This window comes from Burkholderia sp. BCC1208 (genome assembly GCF_902833095.1).
In the GTDB taxonomy this organism is placed as follows: Bacteria; Pseudomonadota; Gammaproteobacteria; order Burkholderiales; family Burkholderiaceae; genus Burkholderia.
Genome location: NZ_CADFDY010000001.1, coordinates 606,163 through 625,655 on the forward strand (window position 1 = coordinate 606,163; position 19,493 = coordinate 625,655).

A 19,493-nucleotide genomic window follows, 5' to 3' on the forward strand; every position below is an offset into this window, starting at 1 on the left:
CCGTCCGGGGCAACCGATGACCGCCCCTATGCGACGAACGCGCCACCGCTTCCCATTGACATCCGCACGATCCACGGAGCGTCTTCGGCTCTCATCGGTCGTCGTTGCGGGCACGGGGACCAGGACATGAAGCAAACGCGGATGGCGTCACTCTGCGAGCAAGGCATCCTGCTGCTGATCGTGCTTGCCTGCTCGCTGATCGTGCGCGACACCGCATCGCGGGCGATCGCCGAGCCGGCCCGGTTCGGCGTGTCCGCCACGAACGTCGCAACCGCCGGGATCGCGATGGAGCGCATCGCGCTCGACAGCGCGACGCTCTCGCTCGCCGCACAGGCCTCGCCCGATCCCGATGCGTCGCTCGAGCTGCCGCCCGCCGCCACGCCTGGCATCACGTTCGATCCCGAGGCGCTGCTGATGCCGTGCGTCGCGTACCTGTGGCTGTTCACGCTATTGACGTGCGCGTATGCCGCACGGCATTACGTATTCAGCCTCGACCGACTGTTCAAGCCGCAGCACGCGCCCTACCGGACGATGACCCACGGCGATTGGCCGCGGCTCACGGTGTTCGTCGCCGCGCATAACGAGGAAACCGTCATCGTCGATTGCCTGACGGCGCTGCTGGCGACGACCTATCCGCGCGACCGGCTGACGATCATCCCGGTCAACGATCGCTCGACCGACAACACGCGCGCATTGATCGACGAAGTCCGGGCACTCGCGCCCGAGCTGATCCATCCGTTTCACCGCGAGACCGGCAAGCCGGGCAAGGCAGCCGCGCTGAAGGATGCGCTGCGTTTCATCCGCGGCGACATCATGGTGGTATTCGACGCCGACTACCTGCCACGCCCTGGGCTGCTGAAGGAGCTGGTCGCGCCGTTCTTCGATCCGGAGGTCGGCGCGGTGATGGGCCGCGTCGTGCCGCAGAACGCCGACAGCAACCTGCTCGCGCGGCTGCTCGATCTCGAGCGCGCGGGCGGCTACCAGGTCAATCAGCAGGCCCGCAACAATCTCAACCTGGTGCCGCAGTACGGCGGCACGGTCGGCGGCATCCGCAAGGGCGCGCTCGACGCCGTGGGCGGCTGGTGCGACGACACGCTCGCCGAAGATACCGACATGACCTACCGCCTGCTGCTGAGCGACTGGCGCACGGTCTATCTGAACCACGCCGAATGTTATGAGGAAGTGCCGGAGCGCTGGGCCGTCCGCGCGCGGCAGCTGACACGCTGGGCGAAGGGCCACAACCAGACGATGCTGCGCTATCTGGTCCCGGTGCTGCGCAATCCGCTGATCTCGCGGCGCTGCCGGCTCGATGGCGCACTGCTGCTCGGCGTGTTCGCGATGCCGGCGCTGCTCGCGCTGGCGTGGAGCGCCGCGCTCGCACTCTACCTGTTCAACGGCGTCAACTCGACCGCGCTCGGCCTGCTCCTGTCGCTGTTCGCGCTGTTCTCGTTCAGCACCTTCGGCAACTTCGGCGTGTTCTTCGAGATCGTCGTCGCCGCTCGGCTCGACGGCCGCGCGACGCGCCTGCGGCTCGTGCCGGTCAACGTCGTCGGCTTTTGCGTGACGATTGCGGCGGTCGTCTCCGCACTCTGGGGGCTCGCGCTCGACGCCGCGTTCCGCCGCGAACTGAAATGGGACAAGACCGAGCGTTTTCGCCGGCAATTGAAACCGGAGCGATGAGCGATGACGACCTTCAATGTGATGGTGCCGGTGGCCGGCGTGCTCACCCTGCCGTTCCTGCCGATGCTGCATGAAATGATCCGGCGCAGCGACGTCGCGGCGCTGCCGATCGGCGACGGGCCGTTCGTCGATCAGGCGCTGCTCGCCGCGCGCTGGCACGACGCACTGCGCGCGCACGTGGCCGGCACGCCGCCGGCGGATGCATCGGCCGCGCCGCCGTGGCAAGCGCTCGGGCTGACCGTCCAGCATGCGGACGCGATCCATGTCGAACGCGACGCGCATCGCGACGATGTGCTCTACGCCGATCGCGCGATCACGCTCGACGATGGCGCGCGCGCCGCCTACGCGTTCGCCGACGAGCACATCGACATCCGCGCCGGCGCGACGATCGGCACGCTCGCGCATGCGCCGCTGATCGACGTCGACGACGCGGTAATCCGTGGCGTCGTGGTCGGCGACACGGTGCGCCTGCGCGGCGCCGGCGGCTTCGCGTGCCTCTATGGCGAGCCGATCGTCTTCGGCGCGCCGCCCGGCGCGCGCCCCGCGGACACACCGGCCGCCCCGCGCCGCGCGATCTCGCTCACCCGCCACTTCGCGTCGCTGCCGCATCGCTTCCTGCACGGTCGTTACCTGCTGCCGTGCGACGTTCGCCTGCCCGCGCACACGGTCGTGCAAGGCAACCTGATCGTCGAAGGGACGCTCGTGCTCGGCGAAGGCTGCGTGCTGCGCGGCAGCGTCAAGGCGCATCGCGTCGAACTCGAACGTCACGCCTTGCTGCACGGCGCGGTATTCGCGCGCGACGACGTGTTGCTCGCCAACGCGAGCTGCGTCGACGGCGTCGTGTCGGCCGGCGGCCTGCTGCGACTGACCGGTGCGCGCATCGGCGTCGCCGGACATCCGGTCAGTGCGTGTGCGCGCGACGTCTCGGTCGTCAATCACGCGTGCGCGCATGGCGATCTCGTTGCGTGGCGCAGCGGCTGGTTCCACACATCCCGTTAAGGAGCGCCCCATGTCCGATCGCCCCAGCCATCGCGGCCCGCGCGTGCCGGTTGCCACCCTCGCGATGCTGTGCGGCGTCGCCTTCGGCGCGCCCGCGGCGCTGGCGGAGCAGCCGGACGATGCCGCCGCCGTGCCGGCCGTGCAGCCTCCGGACCCCGCGACCGTCATCACGCCACGGCTGCGCGACGAATCGATGTTCGTGCGCGTGGACGCCGAAGGCCTGCCGGACGGCATGGCACTCGCCGAGTTTACGCCCGAGGATACGAACCGGCCGCCGCTGCCCGATGCAGTCGTCACCCATGTCCAAGCGCCGCAGGAATCGCACACCGAATTGTCGCTCGGCTATTCGAGCGCACATCTGACGCACGGCTACGGCGACTGGTACGGCGTGCATCTGCGCGGCGTCTATCAGGATGGCGGGCGCACCGTGCTCGGCGAACTGGCGCAATTGCATCGCTTCGGCGAGAACACGCAACTCGGCGCGCTGACCTACGTGCAGGACCTCGGCCCCGACTGGTTCGGCGGGATCGGCTTTTCCGGCACCACGTCGGGCACGATCCTGCCGAGTGCGCGCGTCGACGTGTCGCTCAACCGCAAGCTATTGTCCGATCGTTCGCTGATCGTGTCGCTCGGCGCCGGCTACGCATGGAACCGCAGCGGCCACCGCGATCAGCTCTATCACGCGGGCGTGATCTGGTATGCATTGCCGAAGTGGATTTTCGAGGCGGGCGCCAACTATACGGTCGATTCGCCCGGATCGGTGAAGGCGCCCGCCTATTACGGCGCCGTCACCTACGGCGAAGTCGGCAAGAGCGTGATCGTTCTGCGCGGCGGAGTCGGCCGCGAAGCGTACCAGGTCACCGGGGCCGGCGCGCAGATCGCGGATTTCCGCAGCCACGAGATCACCGCGAAATGGCGCTACTGGTTCACCCGCAAGTGGGGCACGCAACTCGAATTCGACTATTACCACAACCCGTACTACTCACGAATCGGCGGCGAGCTCAGCGTCTTCTATCGCTGGTAACCGGGCGGGCGCCATGCACACGCATCCCGTCCGTCCTCCCGTCGATCGTTCACTGCGCACCCACGCGCACCCGCAACGCTGGCTTGCGTCGATTGCGCTGCTGACGCCCGCGCTGTACGCGTCGCTGTGGTTCGGATTGCCGCTGGCCTGGCGCTACTGGCGGACGGTCATGGCGTGGGGCGCGCAGCAGATCGATCCTGCGCTGCACGTGATCGTGATCGGCTATCCGAGCGACGCACCGCGCGTGCCGCTGCTGTCGATCGACATCGCGGCCCGCATGCCGGGCGGCATGCTGCTGGCCGCCACCGCCGCGCTCTGTGCGATCGGCTTCGCCGCATCTTTCATCCGGCGGACGCGCTGGCTGCCCGTTGCATATCTGTTACGTATCGCGAGCTTCACCCAGCTGCTGATTTGCGCGTACTTCTGGCTCGCGCCCGGCACGTTCCCGTATGTCCCGCGACTGCATCTGCGCGACATGTTCGTGCTGCACGGCGCGGCGATCGCGCTGATCCCGCTGGTGATGGCCGCGCTGTACTACCCGCTCGATTTCTCGCTGCCGCAGAAAGCCGGCGCGTCGCTGCTGGTGCTCGGCTACTTCGTGTTCGCCCTGCCGTTCGTGATGTTGCTGCACGCGACGATCATCCATCACGGCTCGCTGCTGTTCTTGCCGTTCTGCTATTTCCTGCTCGGCGGGCCACTGCTGATCGGCTTGCTGGTCACGCTCTATACCTACTGCGCAAGCTGGCCCGGCGCACTGACGCGCGATCGCGATTCCGTCTGCTGATAGCGCGTCCAAACGCGCCGTATCAGCGATGAAACGAATCCGTCGTGTTTTCGAACGCGCCGCCCGACCCGCATCGCAGGAAGCCCGCAGAACCGGGCTTCCCGCGCCAATGGCACGTTGTTCGCTTCTTTCAAACCGTCGCATCGAGTCCTCTCATCGGCGAACGCAGCGCGTCAGACCGGCGCATTTGCGCAATCCGGCCGCCGTCGACACGCACCGCTCGATACCCGACGAACCGGACAGCCGCACACACCTACGGGGCTGGATTGGTCGACCTGGCGGCACGCGTATCGCGGCTGCCGCACGCCCCCATTCCTTGAGCGAGGAGCACACCATGTTGGCAAAGTCAGGCAAGTTCTTGCGGATCCTGTTCGCGCTGTTCGCGCTCGCGTTCGCATTCAGTCCGGGCGGCGTTCAGGCGGCCTCCAACCAGCTTCTCCTGTTGGTGCCAGACGCGCTGACGCTGCCCGATTCGCGCGTGTCCGCATGGCTCGACAGTGCGCAGGAGGAAGGGCTGCAGATCAAGGTGATGACCGACAGCCAGTTCATGGCGGCCGGCGCATCGCTGTCGCAGTATCCGGGCCTGATCCTGCCCGACCAGGTGCATACGACGGCCGACGATACGCTCGTGACGGCGATCCAGAACTATGCGCTGAACGGCGGCAAGGTGATGCTCGTCTACGATTTCGGTGTGCTGAATTCGGCCGGTTTCTACGTCAGCCCGAAATCGCGCTTCAGCAGCATGGTCGGTGTGGACTATGTGCTGTATGACCAATACGGCGGCAACATGATCGGCCTCGGCAACGTGACCGGCATGAGCAGCTGGCTGCGCACGCTCCAGGTGCCTCCCGGCAAGTCGATGGCGTGGACCACGACTTCGTCGGCCACCACGACCGCGACTGCGCTCGCGTCGACGAGCACCTCCGGCACCTCGACGAATTCGACGTCGACGTCGGGCAGCGCCCTGTTTCTGGCCGCCAGCCCGTCGAATCCGGGCGGCCTCGCCAACTACAACCACGGGGCATGGTTCCAGTACACGACGCCATCCACGGGCAGCGGCGTGCTGAGCCAAACGCTTCCGAAGCTGACCGGCACCGTGACCGGCAAGCTGAAGAAAACCACGACGTATACCGCCAACTCGCTCCTGAGCACGTCGACCGGCAAGAAAGCCAACACGCTCGCGTCGACGCTGGCCACCAGCACCGATACGCTCGAAGGCATCTCCGGCTACGTCTACGGCTTCCTCACCTATCCGAGCTTCGTCACGCAAGGCACGTACACCGGCACGACGATCCTGACCTCGCCGACCTTCGGGCTGGTGTCCGGCTACAACACCTACGGCAACGGCGGCGTGCTGTTCGTCAACCTGCCGCTCGCCTATCTCGACGGCCAGACCGACGGCATGCTGATTCACGGCTATCTGCATTATTTCGGCACGCAGATGCTGAACCTTCCGTCGTTGTCGCCGCTGCCGAAGGCGATCGCCGGGCTCGTGTTCAACTGGCACTTCTGCGCAGGCGACCAGATCCAGCCGGCGCTTTACCTGAAGAGCCTCGGCGTCTGGAACAACGGGCCGTTCTCGCTCGTCATCACGGCCGGCCCCGATGAAGCGACATTCGGCGACGGCAACGGCATCAACCTCGCCAACAACCCGACCGCACAGAATCTCGTCAAGTATTTCCTGACCAAAGGCCAGCACGTCGGCAGCCACGGCGGCTGGATTCACGACTACTGGGGGGCGAATGCGAGCGAGACGAACGCGAGCACGTTCACGCAGTACCTGGTGATGAACCACCAGGCCGTTCAGGCCGCGACGGGCTTGCCCGATGTCGAGTACGCGGCGCCGGAAGGCAACACGCCGACCTGGTCGGTCAACTGGCTCGAAAGCAACGGCTTCAACGGCTACTACTTCACCGGCCACACCGGCTCGGCGCCGACCCGCGCATACCGCAACGGCGCACTGCTGAACCCGGGCCTGTGGGCATACCCGGTGATGCCGTTCGGCAAGTACGCGACATTCGAAGAGTTCCAGCAGTACGCGGTGCCGACGAGCGACGTGAACAACTGGTACGCATCCCTGATGAACTTCGTCGTCGCGAACCGCACGAGCCGGCTGATCTATGCGCACCCGCTCGGCGCGTCGTCCTACACGTCGACGCTGTCCGCGATCTTCACGCAAGCCAACATGCTGAAACTCGCGGGTCAGTTCAAGTGGTACACGATGAGCGACATCACGATCTTCGACCGCGCACGCCTGAACGTCACATGGTCGGCCACGGACACGGGCAGCGGCTGGACATTCGCCGCCAGCCACCCGACCAGCCTCGCGAACATGACGTGGCTGCTGCCGAAGAAGGGCTTCGCACTGCCATCGATCACGCAAGGCAACGGCAGCGTCGTCATCACCGATGCGACGTACTGGCTCGTAACCGCGAACGGCGGCACCAGTCTCACGTTCACCAGCGCCAAGGTGCACTGAGCCGCGACATCGACACACCCGCCGGCGCGCGACGCGGCCAACGCCGCGCCCGGCGGGATTTGCGCAGGACCACCGCGCAGGAGCCCCCCGATCATGAACCGGCCCGCGCTTTTCCCGGCCGCACGCGCACGCGTGGCGGCCACCGCCCGGCTATGCCGCCTGTGGTGCGTCGCCTGCTGTGTCGCCGCATGCGGCGTCGCGCTGCACGCGAGCGCCGCCGAACTCCAGCTCAACGGGCTCTACCAACGCCCCGACGGCGCGATCACCGTGCGCCTGAACGGCGCCGGCATCGATCCTTATTTCGCGGCGAAGGCGCTGCTCGGCGCCGCCGATGCCGGGCTCGACGCCCATCAGGCCGCGCTCGCATGGATCGCGTGGCTGTTGCCGCGCCAACGTCCGGACGGCGGCTTCGATCGCTACTGCATGAAGAGCGGCCAGTACAGCGCCTGCGCCGAAGCCGACGCCGACGACGCGATGATGGCGACCTGGATCGAACTGCTCGCCCGCTTCGCGCCGCCCGACGGCCTGCCTGCCGCATGGGAACTCAGCCTCGATCGCGCGGGTGCGCATCTGGACACGCTGCTCGGCAAGCCCACGGGCGTTTACCAGATCTCGTCGACGCTGCACGTCGCGCTGCTGATGGACAACGTCGAGGTACACAGCGCGTTCCAGGCGCTCGCGGCGTATTACGTCCGGCATGCCGACTACACGCACGCCGGCCCGTGGAGCCAGCGCGCCGACCGGCTCGCGTCCGCGATCCTGAAGGTGTTCTGGCGCGGCATGCAGACCGGCTTTCGCGCGAGCACGCAGCGCATCAGCGACACGACGTTCTATCCGGCGAAAATCGCGCAGATCTTTCCCCTCCTGTCCGGTATTCAGGTTCCCGCGCAATCGAACGAAACGATCTACGCGCAGTGGATGCAGAAGTACGGCAAGACCTGGCTTCAACTCGCCGGCTCCGATTATCCGTGGGGCTTGATCGCGCTGGTCGCATTCAAGATGCACGACATGAACACGGTCGCGTGCTGGCATGCGCGATCGGGCCCGTACCGGCACGGCGCACACTGGAACGTACTGGAGGAGGCGCTTTACCTGGCATTCGAAAGCCGGATGGCCGACCCCGTCGCGCCCGCTCAATGCGGCTTCACGACGGCGGCGACAACGGAGACCGTGTCGCGCTGATCCGCGCGTGCGCACGGTCCGGGGGCATCTACAGGGAAGGAGACGTGTCATGTGTGGCATCGTCGGCGCGGTCGCGCAACGGGATATCGTCCCGATTCTGATCGAAGGTTTGCGCCGCCTTGAATATCGCGGCTACGATTCATGCGGGGTGGCGACGGTCGTCGACGGTCAGGCGCGCCGCGAGCGCAGCATGTCGCGCGTCGCCGATCTCGACGCCCACGTGCGCAGCGCCGGCCTGACCGGCAGCACCGGCATCGCGCACACGCGCTGGGCGACCCACGGCGCGCCCGCCACCTGCAACGCGCATCCGATCTTCTCGCGCGACGAAATCGCGCTGGTTCACAACGGCATCATCGAGAACCACGAAACGTTGCGCAAGCAACTTTCCGACGAACATTACGAGTTCGACGGTCAGACCGACACCGAAGTGGTCGCGCATCTGATCCACAGCAAGTATCGCGGCGACCTCCTCGCCGCCGTACGCGATGCGACCTCGCAACTGCACGGCGCCTATGCGATCGCGGTGTTCAGCAAGCACGAGCCGCAGCGGCTGATCGGCGCGCGCGCCGGCTCGCCGCTCGTCGTCGGCGTGAAGGACGGCGAATGCTTTCTCGCGTCCGATGCGCTCGCGCTCGCCGGCATCACCGACCGCTTCATCTTTCTCGAGGAAGGCGACATCGTCGAACTGACCGCCGGCGGCGTGCGGGTGCTCGATCGCACCGGCGCGCCGATCGAACGGGCGATACAAACCGTTTCGTCCGCGCAGGGCGTGGTCGAGCTCGGGCCATACCGGCACTTCATGCAGAAGGAAATCTTCGAGCAGCCGCAGGCCGTGGCCGCGACCATTCCCGATGCCGGGCTGTTCGATCCCGCGGTATTCGGTCCGGACGCCGCGCGCGCGTTCGAGCAGATCGACAACGTGCTGATCCTCGCGTGCGGCACGAGCCATTATTCCGGCCTGACCGCACGCCGCTGGCTCGAGACGATCGCGCGCATCCCCGCGCAGGTCGAGATCGCGAGCGAATACCGTTACAGCGACGCGCTCGCGATGCCGAATACGCTGGTGGTCAGCGTGTCGCAATCCGGCGAGACCGCCGACACGCTCGCCGCGCTCAAGTATGCGCAGGCGCTCGGCCACGTCGACACGCTGGCGATCTGCAACGTGCCGACCAGCGCGATGATGCGCCAGACCGGCCTGCGCTTCCTGACGCGGGCCGGCCCGGAAATCGGCGTCGCATCGACCAAGGCGTTCACGACGCAGCTCGTCGCGCTGTTCATACTCGCCGTCACGCTCGGGCGGCTGCGCGGCTACGTCGACGACGCGCAGCTCGCGCGCTATACGATGCAGTTGCGGCGCCTGCCTGGCGCGCTCGAGGACGTGCTGGGGCTGGAGCCGCAGATCGCGCGCTGGGCGGCGGAATTCTCGCAGCATGAAAACGCGCTGTTTCTCGGGCGCGGGCTGCACTACCCGATCGCGCTCGAAGGCGCGCTGAAGCTGAAGGAAATCTCGTATATCCACGCGGAAGCGTATCCGGCCGGCGAGCTGAAGCACGGGCCGCTCGCGCTCGTCACGCATACGATGCCCGTCGCCACGATCGCGCCGAACGACGCGTTGCTGGAAAAGCTCAAGTCGAACATGCAGGAAGTGCGGGCCCGCGGCGGCCAGCTTTACGTGTTCGCGGATGCCGATACGCGGATCGACAACGGCGAAGGCGTGTCGGTGCTGCGAATGCCGGATTACTACGGGTTGTTGTCGCCGATCCTGCACGTCGTGCCGTTGCAGTTGCTCGCGTATCACGCGGCGTGCCTGCGGGGCGCGGATATCGACAAACCGAGGAATCTGGCGAAATCGGTGACGGTCGAGTGACGAGAGGTTCCTTGACGCGGGCGGGCCCATCAAGGTCGTCAACCGATCGAACCGGCCCGCCCTGCACGATTCAAGCTAAATTCATGCGTCGACTCCCGAATACTTCCTACAATATCTAAACCATATGTCGTCCAGTCCCCGCTGGAAAAGCCGGCCGGGACCGCCTTCGCCGACGATCGGGTAACGGCCGACCGGCGGACGACAACGGAAACCTACGGTGCAACGCAAGCCGAATCTCTCCGGGGGGCCGCAACGTGTCGACGCATGCCAGGAAGCCGCTGATATCGCTCGTCGTGCCTTTTCACGACGAGGAAGAAACGATCGACGCATTCTTTGCCGAAACGCTGCCCGTTCTCGAGTCGCTCGCCTCGGTGCGCTTCGAGATCGTCTGCATCAACGACGGCAGCCGCGATCGCACGCTGGACCGGCTGCTCTCGGTTGCCGCCGGCGACGCGCGCGTGCACGTCGTGGATCTCACACGCCGCTTCGGCAAGGAGGCGGCGCTCACTGCCGGCCTCGACGAAGCCGCCGGCGCGGCCGTGATCCTGATCGACGCCGACCTACAGGATCCGCCCGCGCTGATCCCCGCGATGCTCGAACGCTGGCACGCGGGCGCCGAGGTCGTCGCCGCGAAACGCACCGACCGCAGGTGCGATCCGCTGATGCAGCGCGTGGCAGCCGCGCTCTACTACCGCGTGCACAACCGGCTCTCCGAAGTCGGGATGCCGGAGAACGTCGGCGATTTCCGGCTGATGGATCGCGAGGTCGTCGACGCGCTGCGTGCGTTGCCGGAACGGCGGCGCTTCATGAAGGGGCTGTTCGCGTGGGTCGGCTTTCGCACCGAGATCGTCGAATACACGCGTGCGCCGCGCAGCGGCGGCCGCTCGAAATTCTCCGGATGGCGGCGCTGGAATTTCGCGCTCGAGGGCATCACGAGCTTCAGCACGGTGCCGCTACGCGTGTGGACCTACGTCGGCGTCACGTTCGCAATGCTGTCGCTCCTGTATGGCGCCTTCATCGTGGTGCGCACGCTGCTGTACGGCAATCCGGTGCACGGCTACCCGTCGCTGATTTCCGTCGTGCTGTTCGTCGGCGGCGTCCAGCTGATCGGCATCGGCGTGATCGGCGAATACCTCGGCCGGATCTATCACGAGTCCAAGCAACGCCCCGTCTATCTCGTGAGGCGGCGCTACCGTGCCGAGCGCGATGCCGCCGCGCGACCGGCATCGAAGCTGCTGCAGTTTCCGCTCAAGCGTGCGCACTCGGCGCGCCGCCGGGCCATGACGCCGGCGGCCGACGGCATCGCGGCCCGCAAGCCGTCGTTCAAGTAAAACCGGGCCGCGTCAATTGGACATCCCCAGGCAATCGGCACGCCCCCCGGAGCGGCCGGCCGGCGCGTGGCTCACGTCGCGACGCGTCGTCCTGTACAGCACGCTGATGCTGGCGTTGTACGCGCTGTTCATTGCCATCTGGGTGACGGTCGTTCGTCATGCGTCCGGCAGCGGCAGCGTCCTGCCGCGTCCGGGCGCCGACTTCTCGGTGTTCTGGTCCGCCTCGTACCTCGTGCTGCACGGCGCGCCATCGCAGGCGTACGATTTCTCCGCATTCTCGCGGCTGACGTCCGGGCTGTTCCCGAACCTTCCCCGCGACGTCTTTGCGCCGTGGCTCTACCCGCCCACCTATCTGCTGCTCGTGACGCCGCTGGCGCTGCTCCCGTTCGCGCTCGGTTATCCGCTGTTCGTCGCGTTCGGCGTGTTCATGCTCGGCCTCGCCGCGTGGCGCGTATCCGGCCTGCGCGCGATTCCCGGCGCGTGGCGCACCGGCACGCTTGCGCTGGCCGCCGCGCCATGCGTGTTCGTCACCGCGACGCTCGGGCAAAACGCGTTCCTGACCGCATCGTGTGCGGCGCTGGCCGTTTACTGGGCCGATCGGCGGCCGCTGTGGGCCGGCCTCTGCATCGCACTGCTGTCGATCAAGCCGCAGATGGCGATGCTGTTCCCGTTCGTGCTGGTCGCCGTGCGCGCATGGCGCACGATCACGTGGGCCGCGCTCGCGACCGCTGCGTTCGTCGCGCTGAGCATCCTGATCTGCGGCGTCGAGTCGCTGCGCCTGTTCGCCGGCAGCATGGGCCTCGCGCGCTCGATCGTCCTCGAGCACGGCATCGTGTTCTGGCTCGCGTCGCCGGCGCCGTTCGCGACGTTCCGCCTCGCGGGCGTGCCGCTCGGCGCCGCGTATGTCGCGCATGCGGGGATCGCCGCGATCGCGATCGCGGCCGCTTGCGTCGTATGGATGCAATCGCGCGATACCCGCGTGCGCGCGGCCGTGCTGGCGGTCGCGACGCTCGTGGCGAATCCGTACGTGTGGCACTACGAGCTCGCGTGGCTCGCCATCGCGATCGCCTGCATGCTGTCGATCGGCTGGCACGACGGCTGGCTGCGCGGCGAACAGGCCGCGATCGCGCTGATGTGGGCGCTGCCGATTGCCGAATACCTGAATCCGTGGCTGCAGCTGCCGCAGTTCGGCCCGGCCGTGACGCTCTTCGCGCTGCTGGTGCTGCTGCGCCGCGCGCGGCACGATGCCCGCAACCGTCACAACGCCAGCCGCGGCGGCACGTACACGCCGTAGTATGGCCCGACGCCCGTCGCGACGCCGGTCATCTTGACGCCGGCGACGAAGTGCCCCTGAATGTACTTGTAGGTGCCGCCCAGCGACACGTCGATGTGGAACGCCGCGAACGCGACGATCGGCACGTAGGTACTGCTCGACGTCTGCGTGACGACCGGCAGCACGACCGTCGCGCCGACCGGCACCGACGTATAAAGCGTCGCCTTCACGCCGGTCGCGAGATAGATGCTGTCGCCGATATTGAGCGTGGTCGGGTTGCCGCTCACCATCAGGCCGCTCATCGTCGTCGTGTCGGTCGCGGTCGACTGGAACGACGTCCACTGGCCGCCCATGCATAGCAAGCCATACGTCTGACCGTTCGTGATCGAAAACTCGTACGGCAACCCCGTGAGCGGATTGATCAGCGGCTGGTTGGTCAGCGGGTTCCAGTACTGGTTGTACACGCACTGGTCGATCGCGATCGGAAAGAGCCCGCCCGCCGCGACGCCGCCCGGCGCGGCGAGCACCGCGATCGCGGTCGCGCCGCCGGATGCGCCGGGGATGCCCAGCAGCCCGCCGAGCAGCAGCGGAATCGAACCGCCGTTGACGCCCGGCGCGCGCGATACGGTCACCTGCACCGCCGGCACGTCGTAGGGGCCGGGCGTGATCGTGATCGGCTGCATCGACGCGGGCGTGCGCGTCACGTTCCAGTAGCCGGTCGTCACGGTGCCGCTCGCCAGCGGCGCGCCCGCCGCCGAATTCCGCGCGATCACGCCGTTCGCCGTCGGCGCGGCCTGCGACCAGTTCAGCGCCCCGCCGGTCGGCGACATCATCGCATCGGCCGCCGCGAGCGCGGCCGCATCCGCGGCATTCTGCAGCTGGTTGCGCACCGCGGCGACCCACGCGATGTCGATCGCCAGCGCACCGAACGACAACAGCGGAATCAGGAACATCAGGAAAAACAGCGCGACGGAGCCGCGTTCGCGCGCGGCGCCGATGCATCGCGTGCCGGGTGCGTCATTCATAGAGCATCACCGAGCTGGCCGAGATCGTCACCGGGCCGGTCAGCGCGCTGAACGCCGAACCGAGCACCAGCCCCGAATACGTGTAGGTCACCGTGACCGTCAGCGCGGTGCCCGACGTCGTGCCGTTCGCCTGCGTCACGGTCACGACCGGCGTGGTCGGCGTGCCGCCGGTGATCAGGCTGTTCTGCGTATAACTCAGCGCGACGTTGGCAATCTGCGTCGTGGTCAGCATCGGCACGCGCAGTACGACGCCGGCCCGCGCGGCTTCGCGACTCGCATTCGTGATCACGGCCTTGTCGCACAGAAGCAGGCTCGTGTCGATGATGCCGATCAGCACCATCAGCAGGAACGGCAGCATCAATACGAATTCGAGGGATACGACACCGCGCGCGTGGCGCGCGCCCATCGCCCCGCGTGTCATTTTGCGGCCCCCTCGGCGGGCGGCGCGGTACGCGGCTCGAGCGCGGCGCCCCTCGACGGCCGCGACGCATCGGCGACCGGGTGCGACGCGAGCCGCGCACGCACCGCCTGGTACACGCGCAGATTGTCGGTCACCGCCGACGCAGGCAGATCCGCGGACAGCAGCTTCTTCGCCGAATCGGTGTTGCCGAGCACGCCATACGCGAACGCGAGGTTCTGGCGCGCCTGCCACGGCGCGTCGGGCAACCCGGCCACGTCGAGCAGCACGTTCACGCCCTCGCGCGGACGATTGCTCAGCACGAGCGACAGCCCGAGGTCGATGCGCAGCCCCTGCGCGTCCGGATGGGCGCGCAACGCGTCCTGGTACACGGCCTGTGCGTCCTCGTGGCGGCCCTGCAGGTCGAGCACCGTGCCGAGCCCTTGCGCCGCAAGCGGCAGGTTCGGCTGGGCGGCGAGCAGGTCGCGATAGCGGCGGCCGGCCTCGTCGAGCCGCCGCTGCCGCAACGCGACGCGCGCGAGCCCGACCTGCGGCCCGAGTTCCGCGGGCGCTTGCTGCCGTGCCTGCTCGTAAAGGATGCGTGCGCGCTCCAGATCGCCGGCGCGATAGTTGACGTCGGCGAGCCCCAGTTGCGCCGCGAGCGAGTCGGGATGCCGCGCGAGCACCTTCCCGTACAGCGTCGACGCGAGATCGACGTTGCCGCCGGCAAGCGCGCTGTCGGCAATGCGCAATTCGGCCTGCGGGTCGTCGCTCCGGTGCGACAGCGCCGCCCTCGTCTGGATGCCCGGCGCGCAGCCGCCGGCGAGCTGCGGCAGCACGACCGCGAAGGCGAACGCGCGCATGACGGAGCCTGTCATTTGAACACCTCGAGCAAACGGATGGCCGCCGGGCCCGCCGCGATCAGGCCGACCGTCGGCAGGATGAACAGCATCATGGGCAGCGTGATCTTCGGTGCGAGCTTCGCGGCCTGCTCCTCGAGCGCGACGATCTGCTCGGTGCGCTCGCTGCGCGACAGGGTCCTCAGCGCCTGCGTGATCGGTGTGCCGAACCGCTGCGATTGCGTGAGCGTCGTGGCAAGCGAACGCGCCGACGCGAAGTCGACACGGAGCGCGAAATGCGTGAGCGCTTCGGACACGTTGCCGCTCAGCGTGAGCTCGTCCGCGCATACCGTCAGCTCGTCCGCGAGCGGCGGGCAGATGCGATCGAGTTCGCGCGCGACGCGCCGCACGCCCGATACGAGGCTGTTGCCGGCCATCGTGCAGATCACGAGCAGGTCGAGCGCATCCGGAAAGCACGCGGCGATGATCCGCCGGCGGCGCCGGATCATCGCGCCGAGCACGTATTCCGGCACGATCACGCCGACCACGAACGCGGCGACCATCGCGACGGCCCGGATCACGAAGTATTCGCCGAAGCGCGGAATATACGGACTGAACACGATCGCGACGCCGGCGAACAGCACGCCGCAGCTGAGCTTGATGCCGATCATCGACGACACCGCGCGCCGCTCGCGAAAGCCCGCGCGCGTCAGCTGCAGCCCGAGCTTCGCGCGCTGCATCGGATCGAGCACGGGCAGCCGCTCGCCGAGCTGCGCGAGCCGTCGCGTCAGATCCTGACGCATGTCGCCCGGCTGCAGGCGCCCCGCTCCCAGCGACGGCGGCCGTTGTCCCGCGGCCTGCTGCACGCGCATGGCGATCCGCCGGCGCGTACCGCCGCCCGGCTTCGCGAGCGCCGCCGCGACGCACGCGATCAGCAGCAACAGTTCGAGGCCGCGGGCGGCCAGCATCGACATCGTCATCGCGCGGTATCCAGTTTCGAGATCTTGTGAATCGTCACCAGTCCGATCGTCAACAGCACCGCGGCGATCGTCAGCATCACGCGTCCGGCATGCGTGTCGAACAGCAGCATCACGTACGTGCGGTTCACGAGGAACAGCGCACCGATCATCACGAACGGCACCGCCGAGATGATCTTCGTCGTGATCCGCCCTTCGGCGGTCAGCGCGCGTGTCTTCAGGCGGATGTCGCGGCGCGTGCGAATGATGCTCGACAACTCGTCGAGCGTCTCGCCGAGGCTGCCGCCCGTCTCGCGCTGCAGCAGCAGGTAGACGGTGAAGAACGAGAAGTCCGCGATCATCAGCCGGTCCGCCGCCTGCGTCAGCACGTCCTTCAGATCCGCGCCGACGCGCAGGCTGTCGCCCATCGTGCGGAAGGTCGAGCGCACCGGCTCGGCCGCGCTGTCGCCGACCGTGCTGATCGCCTGCGTGACCGGAATGCCCGCGCGCACCGCCCGCACGATCAGGTCGATCGCGTCGGGGAACGCCTCCAGAAAGCGCAGCCGGAAGCGCTCGACCAGCGCGCGGTAGCTCGCGCGCATCGCGATCAGCGGCAGTCCGACGTAAATCGCCGGATGCACCACGCGAGGCACCGTCACCAGCTTCACCGCGACGATCGCGGCGATCGCGCCGACAATCGTGCTCGCGACGACGATCCGCAGCCCGCGCTCGCCGCCGACCGCGCGCACGCGCGTCACGTAGCGCTGCACCCATGCCCGCACGCGGGTTTGCCGGCGCGGCAGGTTGAACAGCGCGACACCGGCCCCGGCGGCCGCACCGGCGTCCCGGCCCGCCAGCGATGGCGCAATGCGCTGCAGCCGCGCGCGGATGCGCTGCTCCGGCGTCTGGCGCGCGCGGTCCAGCAACGCAGACAGCGCGAGCCCCACCGCGAGGATCACGGCGAAGGCGCCGAGCGCGAACAGGTCCGCCGTCCTCATTGCCGGAATGCCTCGGAGAGCGCGTCCTCGACGCCGTAGTACGCGGCCCGCGGCGCGAAGGCCGGCCGCAGCGACGACGCCTCGAACACGCCCTTCACCGCGTCGCGCGTCGTGTCGCCTTCCTGGCGAAACGCGAACAGGTCCTGCGTGATCACGACTTCGCCTTCCATCCCGACGATCTCGGTGATCCGCGTCACGCGGCGCACGCCGTCGCGCATCCGCTCGACCTGCACGAACAGATGCACGGCGCTCGCGATCTGGCGCCGGATCGACAGCAGCTGCAGATTCGCGTTCGCCATCATGACCATGCTTTCGAGCCGGCTGATCGCGTCGCGCGGCGAGTTCGCATGGATCGTCGTCATCGAGCCATCGTGGCCCGTGTTCATCGCCTGCAGCACGTCGAACGCCTCCGCGCCGCGGATCTCGCCGAGGATGATGCGATCCGGCCGCATCCGCAGCGCGTTGCGCACGAGATCGCGCTGCGAGATGCCGCCGAGCCCTTCCGTGTTCTCGGGCCGTGTCTCGAGACTCACCACGTGCGGCTGCAGCAGTTGCAGCTCGGCCGCGTCCTCGATCGTCACGATCCGCTCGTGCTCCTCGATGTGCTGCGACAGCGCGTTGAGCAGCGTCGTCTTGCCCGAGCCGGTGCCGCCCGAGATCACGATGTTCAGCCGGCACGTGCATGCGATCTTCAGTACCTGCAGCATCCCGTGCGAGATGTTGCCCTGATGCGCCATCCGTGCGAGCGTGATGTCGCGCTTCGCGAACTTGCGGATCGAGATCGACGCGCCGCGCATCGCGATCGGCGGTAGAACGACGTTCACGCGGCTGCCGTCGGCGAGACGTGCATCGACCATCGGGCTGCTCTCGTCGACGCGGCGCCCGACCGCCGCCGCGATCCGCTGCGCGACGCTCGTCACGTGCGCGTTGTCGCGAAACTTCAGCGGCGTGAGTTCGAGTCGGCCCGCGCGCTCGACGTACACCTGGTCCGGGCCGTTGACGAGGATGTCGGACACGGTGTCGTCGGCGAGCAGCGGCTCGATCGGCCCGACGCCGAACATGTCGTTCAGGATCGCGTCGACGATCAGCACCTGCTCGCCCGCGGTGATCTTCAGGCGCTCGCGCTCGACCGTGTGCGCGGCCACCTGTTCGATGCCCGCCCGCACTTCGTCGCGCGTCTTCATCAGCGCGGCCGACATGTTCATCGACGCGAACACCGCGGTGCGGATCGCATCGAACTTGCCGGAGCGGATGAGGGCCTCCTGCGTATCGGCCGTCGCGGCCGCGCGCGCGGACGTGGACGCAGACACCGGCACCGGCGTCGGCACCGGGTTCGCGGCCGGACCCGGCGCGGGCGCGCCGTCGCGCGGCGCGACAGGAGAACCCACCGGCACGGCGTCCGGCGTCGGCCGTTTGCGGGTACCGAACGTCACGATCCTTTCCTCCATTTGAAGAAGCGCGCATACCACGGCTCGGCGACGGCCATCGATTCGCCCGTGATGCCGTTCGCGAGCAGCCGGATCTCGTCCAGGAAGCCGCGCCGTTTCGAGCCTTCGATCGGCTCGCCCAGGTTCTCCGCGACCGCGAGCGCCTGCGCGTCGTGCGGCAGCTCGCGTAGCCGCACGCCGCCGAACGCGTCCTCGAAATCCGACTGCGGGACGCGCCCCTTGACCGGCTCGAGCGGATTGTTCAGCACCATCGACAGCATCCGCTCGCCCGGCATTTCCTTCACGAAGCGTGCAAGCCGCGCGGCTTCGTACGCGGCATGCACCGACCGGTCGGCGACGATGTAGACGAGATCGGACACCGCCAGCGCATCCTCGAACAGCTTGCCGGCACGATAGCCCACGTCGAACAACACGTAATGGAAGCGGTCCTTCAACATGTCGACGAGCTGCGCGATCGCGTCGTCGCGCAGCAGCGCGTCCTCGCCATACGCGAGTTCGGCCGAGAGCACGTGCAGGCGGTCGCCCTTGGTGACGAACATGCGGTCGAACAGCGCGTCGTCGGGGCGCAGTTCCATGTTCAGCAATTCGATCAGCCCGTTGTTGCTCGACAGCCCGAGCATCGAGTTCGCGCCGCCGCCATGCAGGTTCAGATCGACGTAGGCCACGCGCCGCCGCTTCTCGCCCGCCAGGCAGCGCGCGAGGCTGACCGCGATCGTCGTCGTGCCGACGCCGCCGCGCGCGCCGACGAAGCTGACGATCTTGCCGGTGCGCACCTGCACGACCGCCTCCGTCGTGGTCAGCGCGCGCCGCATCAGCTCGACGGTCAGCGGCTTCACGATGTAGTCCTGCACGCCGATACCGAGCAGGTTGCGGAACAGGCCGACGTCGTTCTGCGTGCCGATCGCGACGACCCTCACCGACGGTTCGCACACGTCCGAGAGCCGCATCAGGTCCGACACCGGCAACACCGAATCGGACACGTCGACGATCAGATGGCGCGGCGAGCGCTCGTGCTGCTGCAGCAACCGGATCGCGTCGTCGCAGTTGCCCGGCTGCACGTGGGCGCGCGTGATCGACAGGTCTTGCGCGACGCGGCGGATCACGTCCTCGCTACCGGCGTCGGACACGACGGCGACGAGATCCGCCGCTCCGGCGGAAGCGGCGCGCTTGGCGTTCTGGCGGTCGAGGACGTTCATGGGCGGCATCGCGAT

16 protein-coding genes are annotated in these 19,493 nt (G+C 67.9%); 9 read left to right on the forward strand and 7 right to left on the reverse strand.

Features of this window, described 5'->3' with window-relative positions; genetic code table 11:
* Positions 1-126: 126 nt before the first annotated feature.
* From HWX09_RS02710 to HWX09_RS02750, 9 genes are all read left to right on the forward strand, one after another.
* Complete coding sequence (locus HWX09_RS02710; RefSeq protein WP_027784130.1) at positions 127-1,680, forward strand: glycosyltransferase; 1,554 nt, start codon at positions 127-129, stop codon at positions 1,678-1,680.
* Positions 1,681-1,683: 3 nt separating this feature from the next.
* Positions 1,684-2,679 (forward strand): polymer-forming cytoskeletal protein, encoded by a 996-nt coding sequence (locus tag HWX09_RS02715; protein ID WP_027784129.1) that lies wholly within the window; start codon positions 1,684-1,686, stop codon positions 2,677-2,679.
* A gap of 10 nt (positions 2,680-2,689) precedes the next feature.
* Positions 2,690-3,703 carry a YaiO family outer membrane beta-barrel protein gene (locus HWX09_RS02720; protein ID WP_027784128.1) on the forward strand — a complete coding sequence of 338 codons (1,014 nt, stop codon included), beginning with the start codon at positions 2,690-2,692 and terminating at the stop codon, positions 3,701-3,703.
* 13 nt (positions 3,704-3,716) lie between these two features.
* Positions 3,717-4,487 carry a hypothetical protein gene (locus HWX09_RS02725; RefSeq protein ID WP_027784127.1) on the forward strand — a complete coding sequence of 257 codons (771 nt, stop codon included), beginning with the start codon at positions 3,717-3,719 and terminating at the stop codon, positions 4,485-4,487.
* A gap of 334 nt (positions 4,488-4,821) precedes the next feature.
* Positions 4,822-6,966, forward strand: a complete 2,145-nt coding sequence (locus tag HWX09_RS02730; protein WP_027784126.1) for a membrane protein — start codon at positions 4,822-4,824, stop codon at positions 6,964-6,966.
* Positions 6,967-7,059: 93 nt separating this feature from the next.
* Positions 7,060-8,148 (forward strand): hypothetical protein, encoded by a 1,089-nt coding sequence (locus tag HWX09_RS02735; protein ID WP_027784125.1) that lies wholly within the window; start codon positions 7,060-7,062, stop codon positions 8,146-8,148.
* A 49-nt stretch (positions 8,149-8,197) separates the two neighbouring features.
* A complete protein-coding gene (glmS, locus tag HWX09_RS02740) occupies positions 8,198-10,015 on the forward strand; it encodes a glutamine--fructose-6-phosphate transaminase (isomerizing) (protein WP_027784124.1) in 1,818 nt (605 codons plus the stop codon).
* Between the two features lie 254 nt (positions 10,016-10,269).
* Positions 10,270-11,346 (forward strand): glycosyltransferase family 2 protein, encoded by a 1,077-nt coding sequence (locus HWX09_RS02745; RefSeq protein WP_027784123.1) that lies wholly within the window; start codon positions 10,270-10,272, stop codon positions 11,344-11,346.
* Between the two features lie 106 nt (positions 11,347-11,452).
* The gene (locus HWX09_RS02750) at positions 11,453-12,640 is read left to right on the forward strand and encodes a glycosyltransferase family 87 protein (protein ID WP_080681383.1); all 1,188 of its coding nucleotides are present in this window, start codon (positions 11,453-11,455) and stop codon (positions 12,638-12,640) included.
* Here the strand turns inward: HWX09_RS02750 and HWX09_RS02755 are convergent.
* The 7 genes from HWX09_RS02755 to HWX09_RS02785 are packed head-to-tail and all read right to left on the reverse strand — an operon-like array spanning position 12,604 to position 19,487.
* Entirely contained in the window at positions 12,604-13,644 is a 1,041-nt protein-coding gene (locus HWX09_RS02755; protein ID WP_034185410.1) for a TadG family pilus assembly protein, read from the reverse strand. The genes HWX09_RS02750 and HWX09_RS02755 overlap by 37 nt on opposite strands.
* Positions 13,637-14,065 carry a TadE family protein gene (locus HWX09_RS02760; RefSeq protein WP_027784120.1) on the reverse strand — a complete coding sequence of 143 codons (429 nt, stop codon included), beginning with the start codon at positions 14,063-14,065 and terminating at the stop codon, positions 13,637-13,639. The genes HWX09_RS02755 and HWX09_RS02760 overlap by 8 nt, the downstream gene beginning before the upstream one ends.
* A complete protein-coding gene (locus tag HWX09_RS02765) occupies positions 14,062-14,919 on the reverse strand; it encodes a tetratricopeptide repeat protein (RefSeq protein WP_027784119.1) in 858 nt (285 codons plus the stop codon). The genes HWX09_RS02760 and HWX09_RS02765 overlap by 4 nt, the downstream gene beginning before the upstream one ends.
* The gene (locus HWX09_RS02770; RefSeq protein WP_027784118.1) at positions 14,916-15,860 is read right to left on the reverse strand and encodes a type II secretion system F family protein; all 945 of its coding nucleotides are present in this window, start codon (positions 15,858-15,860) and stop codon (positions 14,916-14,918) included. Before HWX09_RS02770 ends, HWX09_RS02765 begins: the two co-directional genes overlap by 4 nt.
* Positions 15,857-16,834, reverse strand: coding sequence for a type II secretion system F family protein (locus HWX09_RS02775; protein WP_027784117.1), 978 nt, complete (start codon positions 16,832-16,834; stop codon positions 15,857-15,859). Before HWX09_RS02775 ends, HWX09_RS02770 begins: the two co-directional genes overlap by 4 nt.
* A complete protein-coding gene (locus HWX09_RS02780; RefSeq protein ID WP_027784116.1) occupies positions 16,831-18,267 on the reverse strand; it encodes a CpaF family protein in 1,437 nt (478 codons plus the stop codon). The genes HWX09_RS02775 and HWX09_RS02780 overlap by 4 nt, the downstream gene beginning before the upstream one ends.
* Positions 18,264-19,487 carry an AAA family ATPase gene (locus tag HWX09_RS02785; protein WP_027784115.1) on the reverse strand — a complete coding sequence of 408 codons (1,224 nt, stop codon included), beginning with the start codon at positions 19,485-19,487 and terminating at the stop codon, positions 18,264-18,266. Before HWX09_RS02785 ends, HWX09_RS02780 begins: the two co-directional genes overlap by 4 nt.
* Positions 19,488-19,493 lie beyond the last annotated feature (6 nt).

Coding starts and splice junctions, on each gene's coding strand:
- HWX09_RS02760 (WP_027784120.1), bottom strand. CDS start 14,065: ATGACACGCGGGGCGATGGGCGCGCGCCACGCGCGCGGTGTCGTATCC.
- HWX09_RS02755 (WP_034185410.1), bottom strand. CDS start 13,644: ATGAATGACGCACCCGGCACGCGATGCATCGGCGCCGCGCGCGAACGC.
- HWX09_RS02785 (WP_027784115.1), bottom strand. CDS start 19,487: ATGCCGCCCATGAACGTCCTCGACCGCCAGAACGCCAAGCGCGCCGCT.
- HWX09_RS02765 (WP_027784119.1), bottom strand. CDS start 14,919: ATGACAGGCTCCGTCATGCGCGCGTTCGCCTTCGCGGTCGTGCTGCCG.
- HWX09_RS02775 (WP_027784117.1), bottom strand. CDS start 16,834: ATGAGGACGGCGGACCTGTTCGCGCTCGGCGCCTTCGCCGTGATCCTC.
- HWX09_RS02720 (WP_027784128.1), top strand. CDS start 2,690: ATGTCCGATCGCCCCAGCCATCGCGGCCCGCGCGTGCCGGTTGCCACC.
- HWX09_RS02725 (WP_027784127.1), top strand. CDS start 3,717: ATGCACACGCATCCCGTCCGTCCTCCCGTCGATCGTTCACTGCGCACC.
- HWX09_RS02715 (WP_027784129.1), top strand. CDS start 1,684: ATGACGACCTTCAATGTGATGGTGCCGGTGGCCGGCGTGCTCACCCTG.
- HWX09_RS02735 (WP_027784125.1), top strand. CDS start 7,060: ATGAACCGGCCCGCGCTTTTCCCGGCCGCACGCGCACGCGTGGCGGCC.
- HWX09_RS02770 (WP_027784118.1), bottom strand. CDS start 15,860: ATGACGATGTCGATGCTGGCCGCCCGCGGCCTCGAACTGTTGCTGCTG.
- HWX09_RS02710 (WP_027784130.1), top strand. CDS start 127: ATGAAGCAAACGCGGATGGCGTCACTCTGCGAGCAAGGCATCCTGCTG.
- HWX09_RS02730 (WP_027784126.1), top strand. CDS start 4,822: ATGTTGGCAAAGTCAGGCAAGTTCTTGCGGATCCTGTTCGCGCTGTTC.
- glmS (WP_027784124.1), top strand. CDS start 8,198: ATGTGTGGCATCGTCGGCGCGGTCGCGCAACGGGATATCGTCCCGATT.
- HWX09_RS02750 (WP_080681383.1), top strand. CDS start 11,453: ATGCTGGCGTTGTACGCGCTGTTCATTGCCATCTGGGTGACGGTCGTT.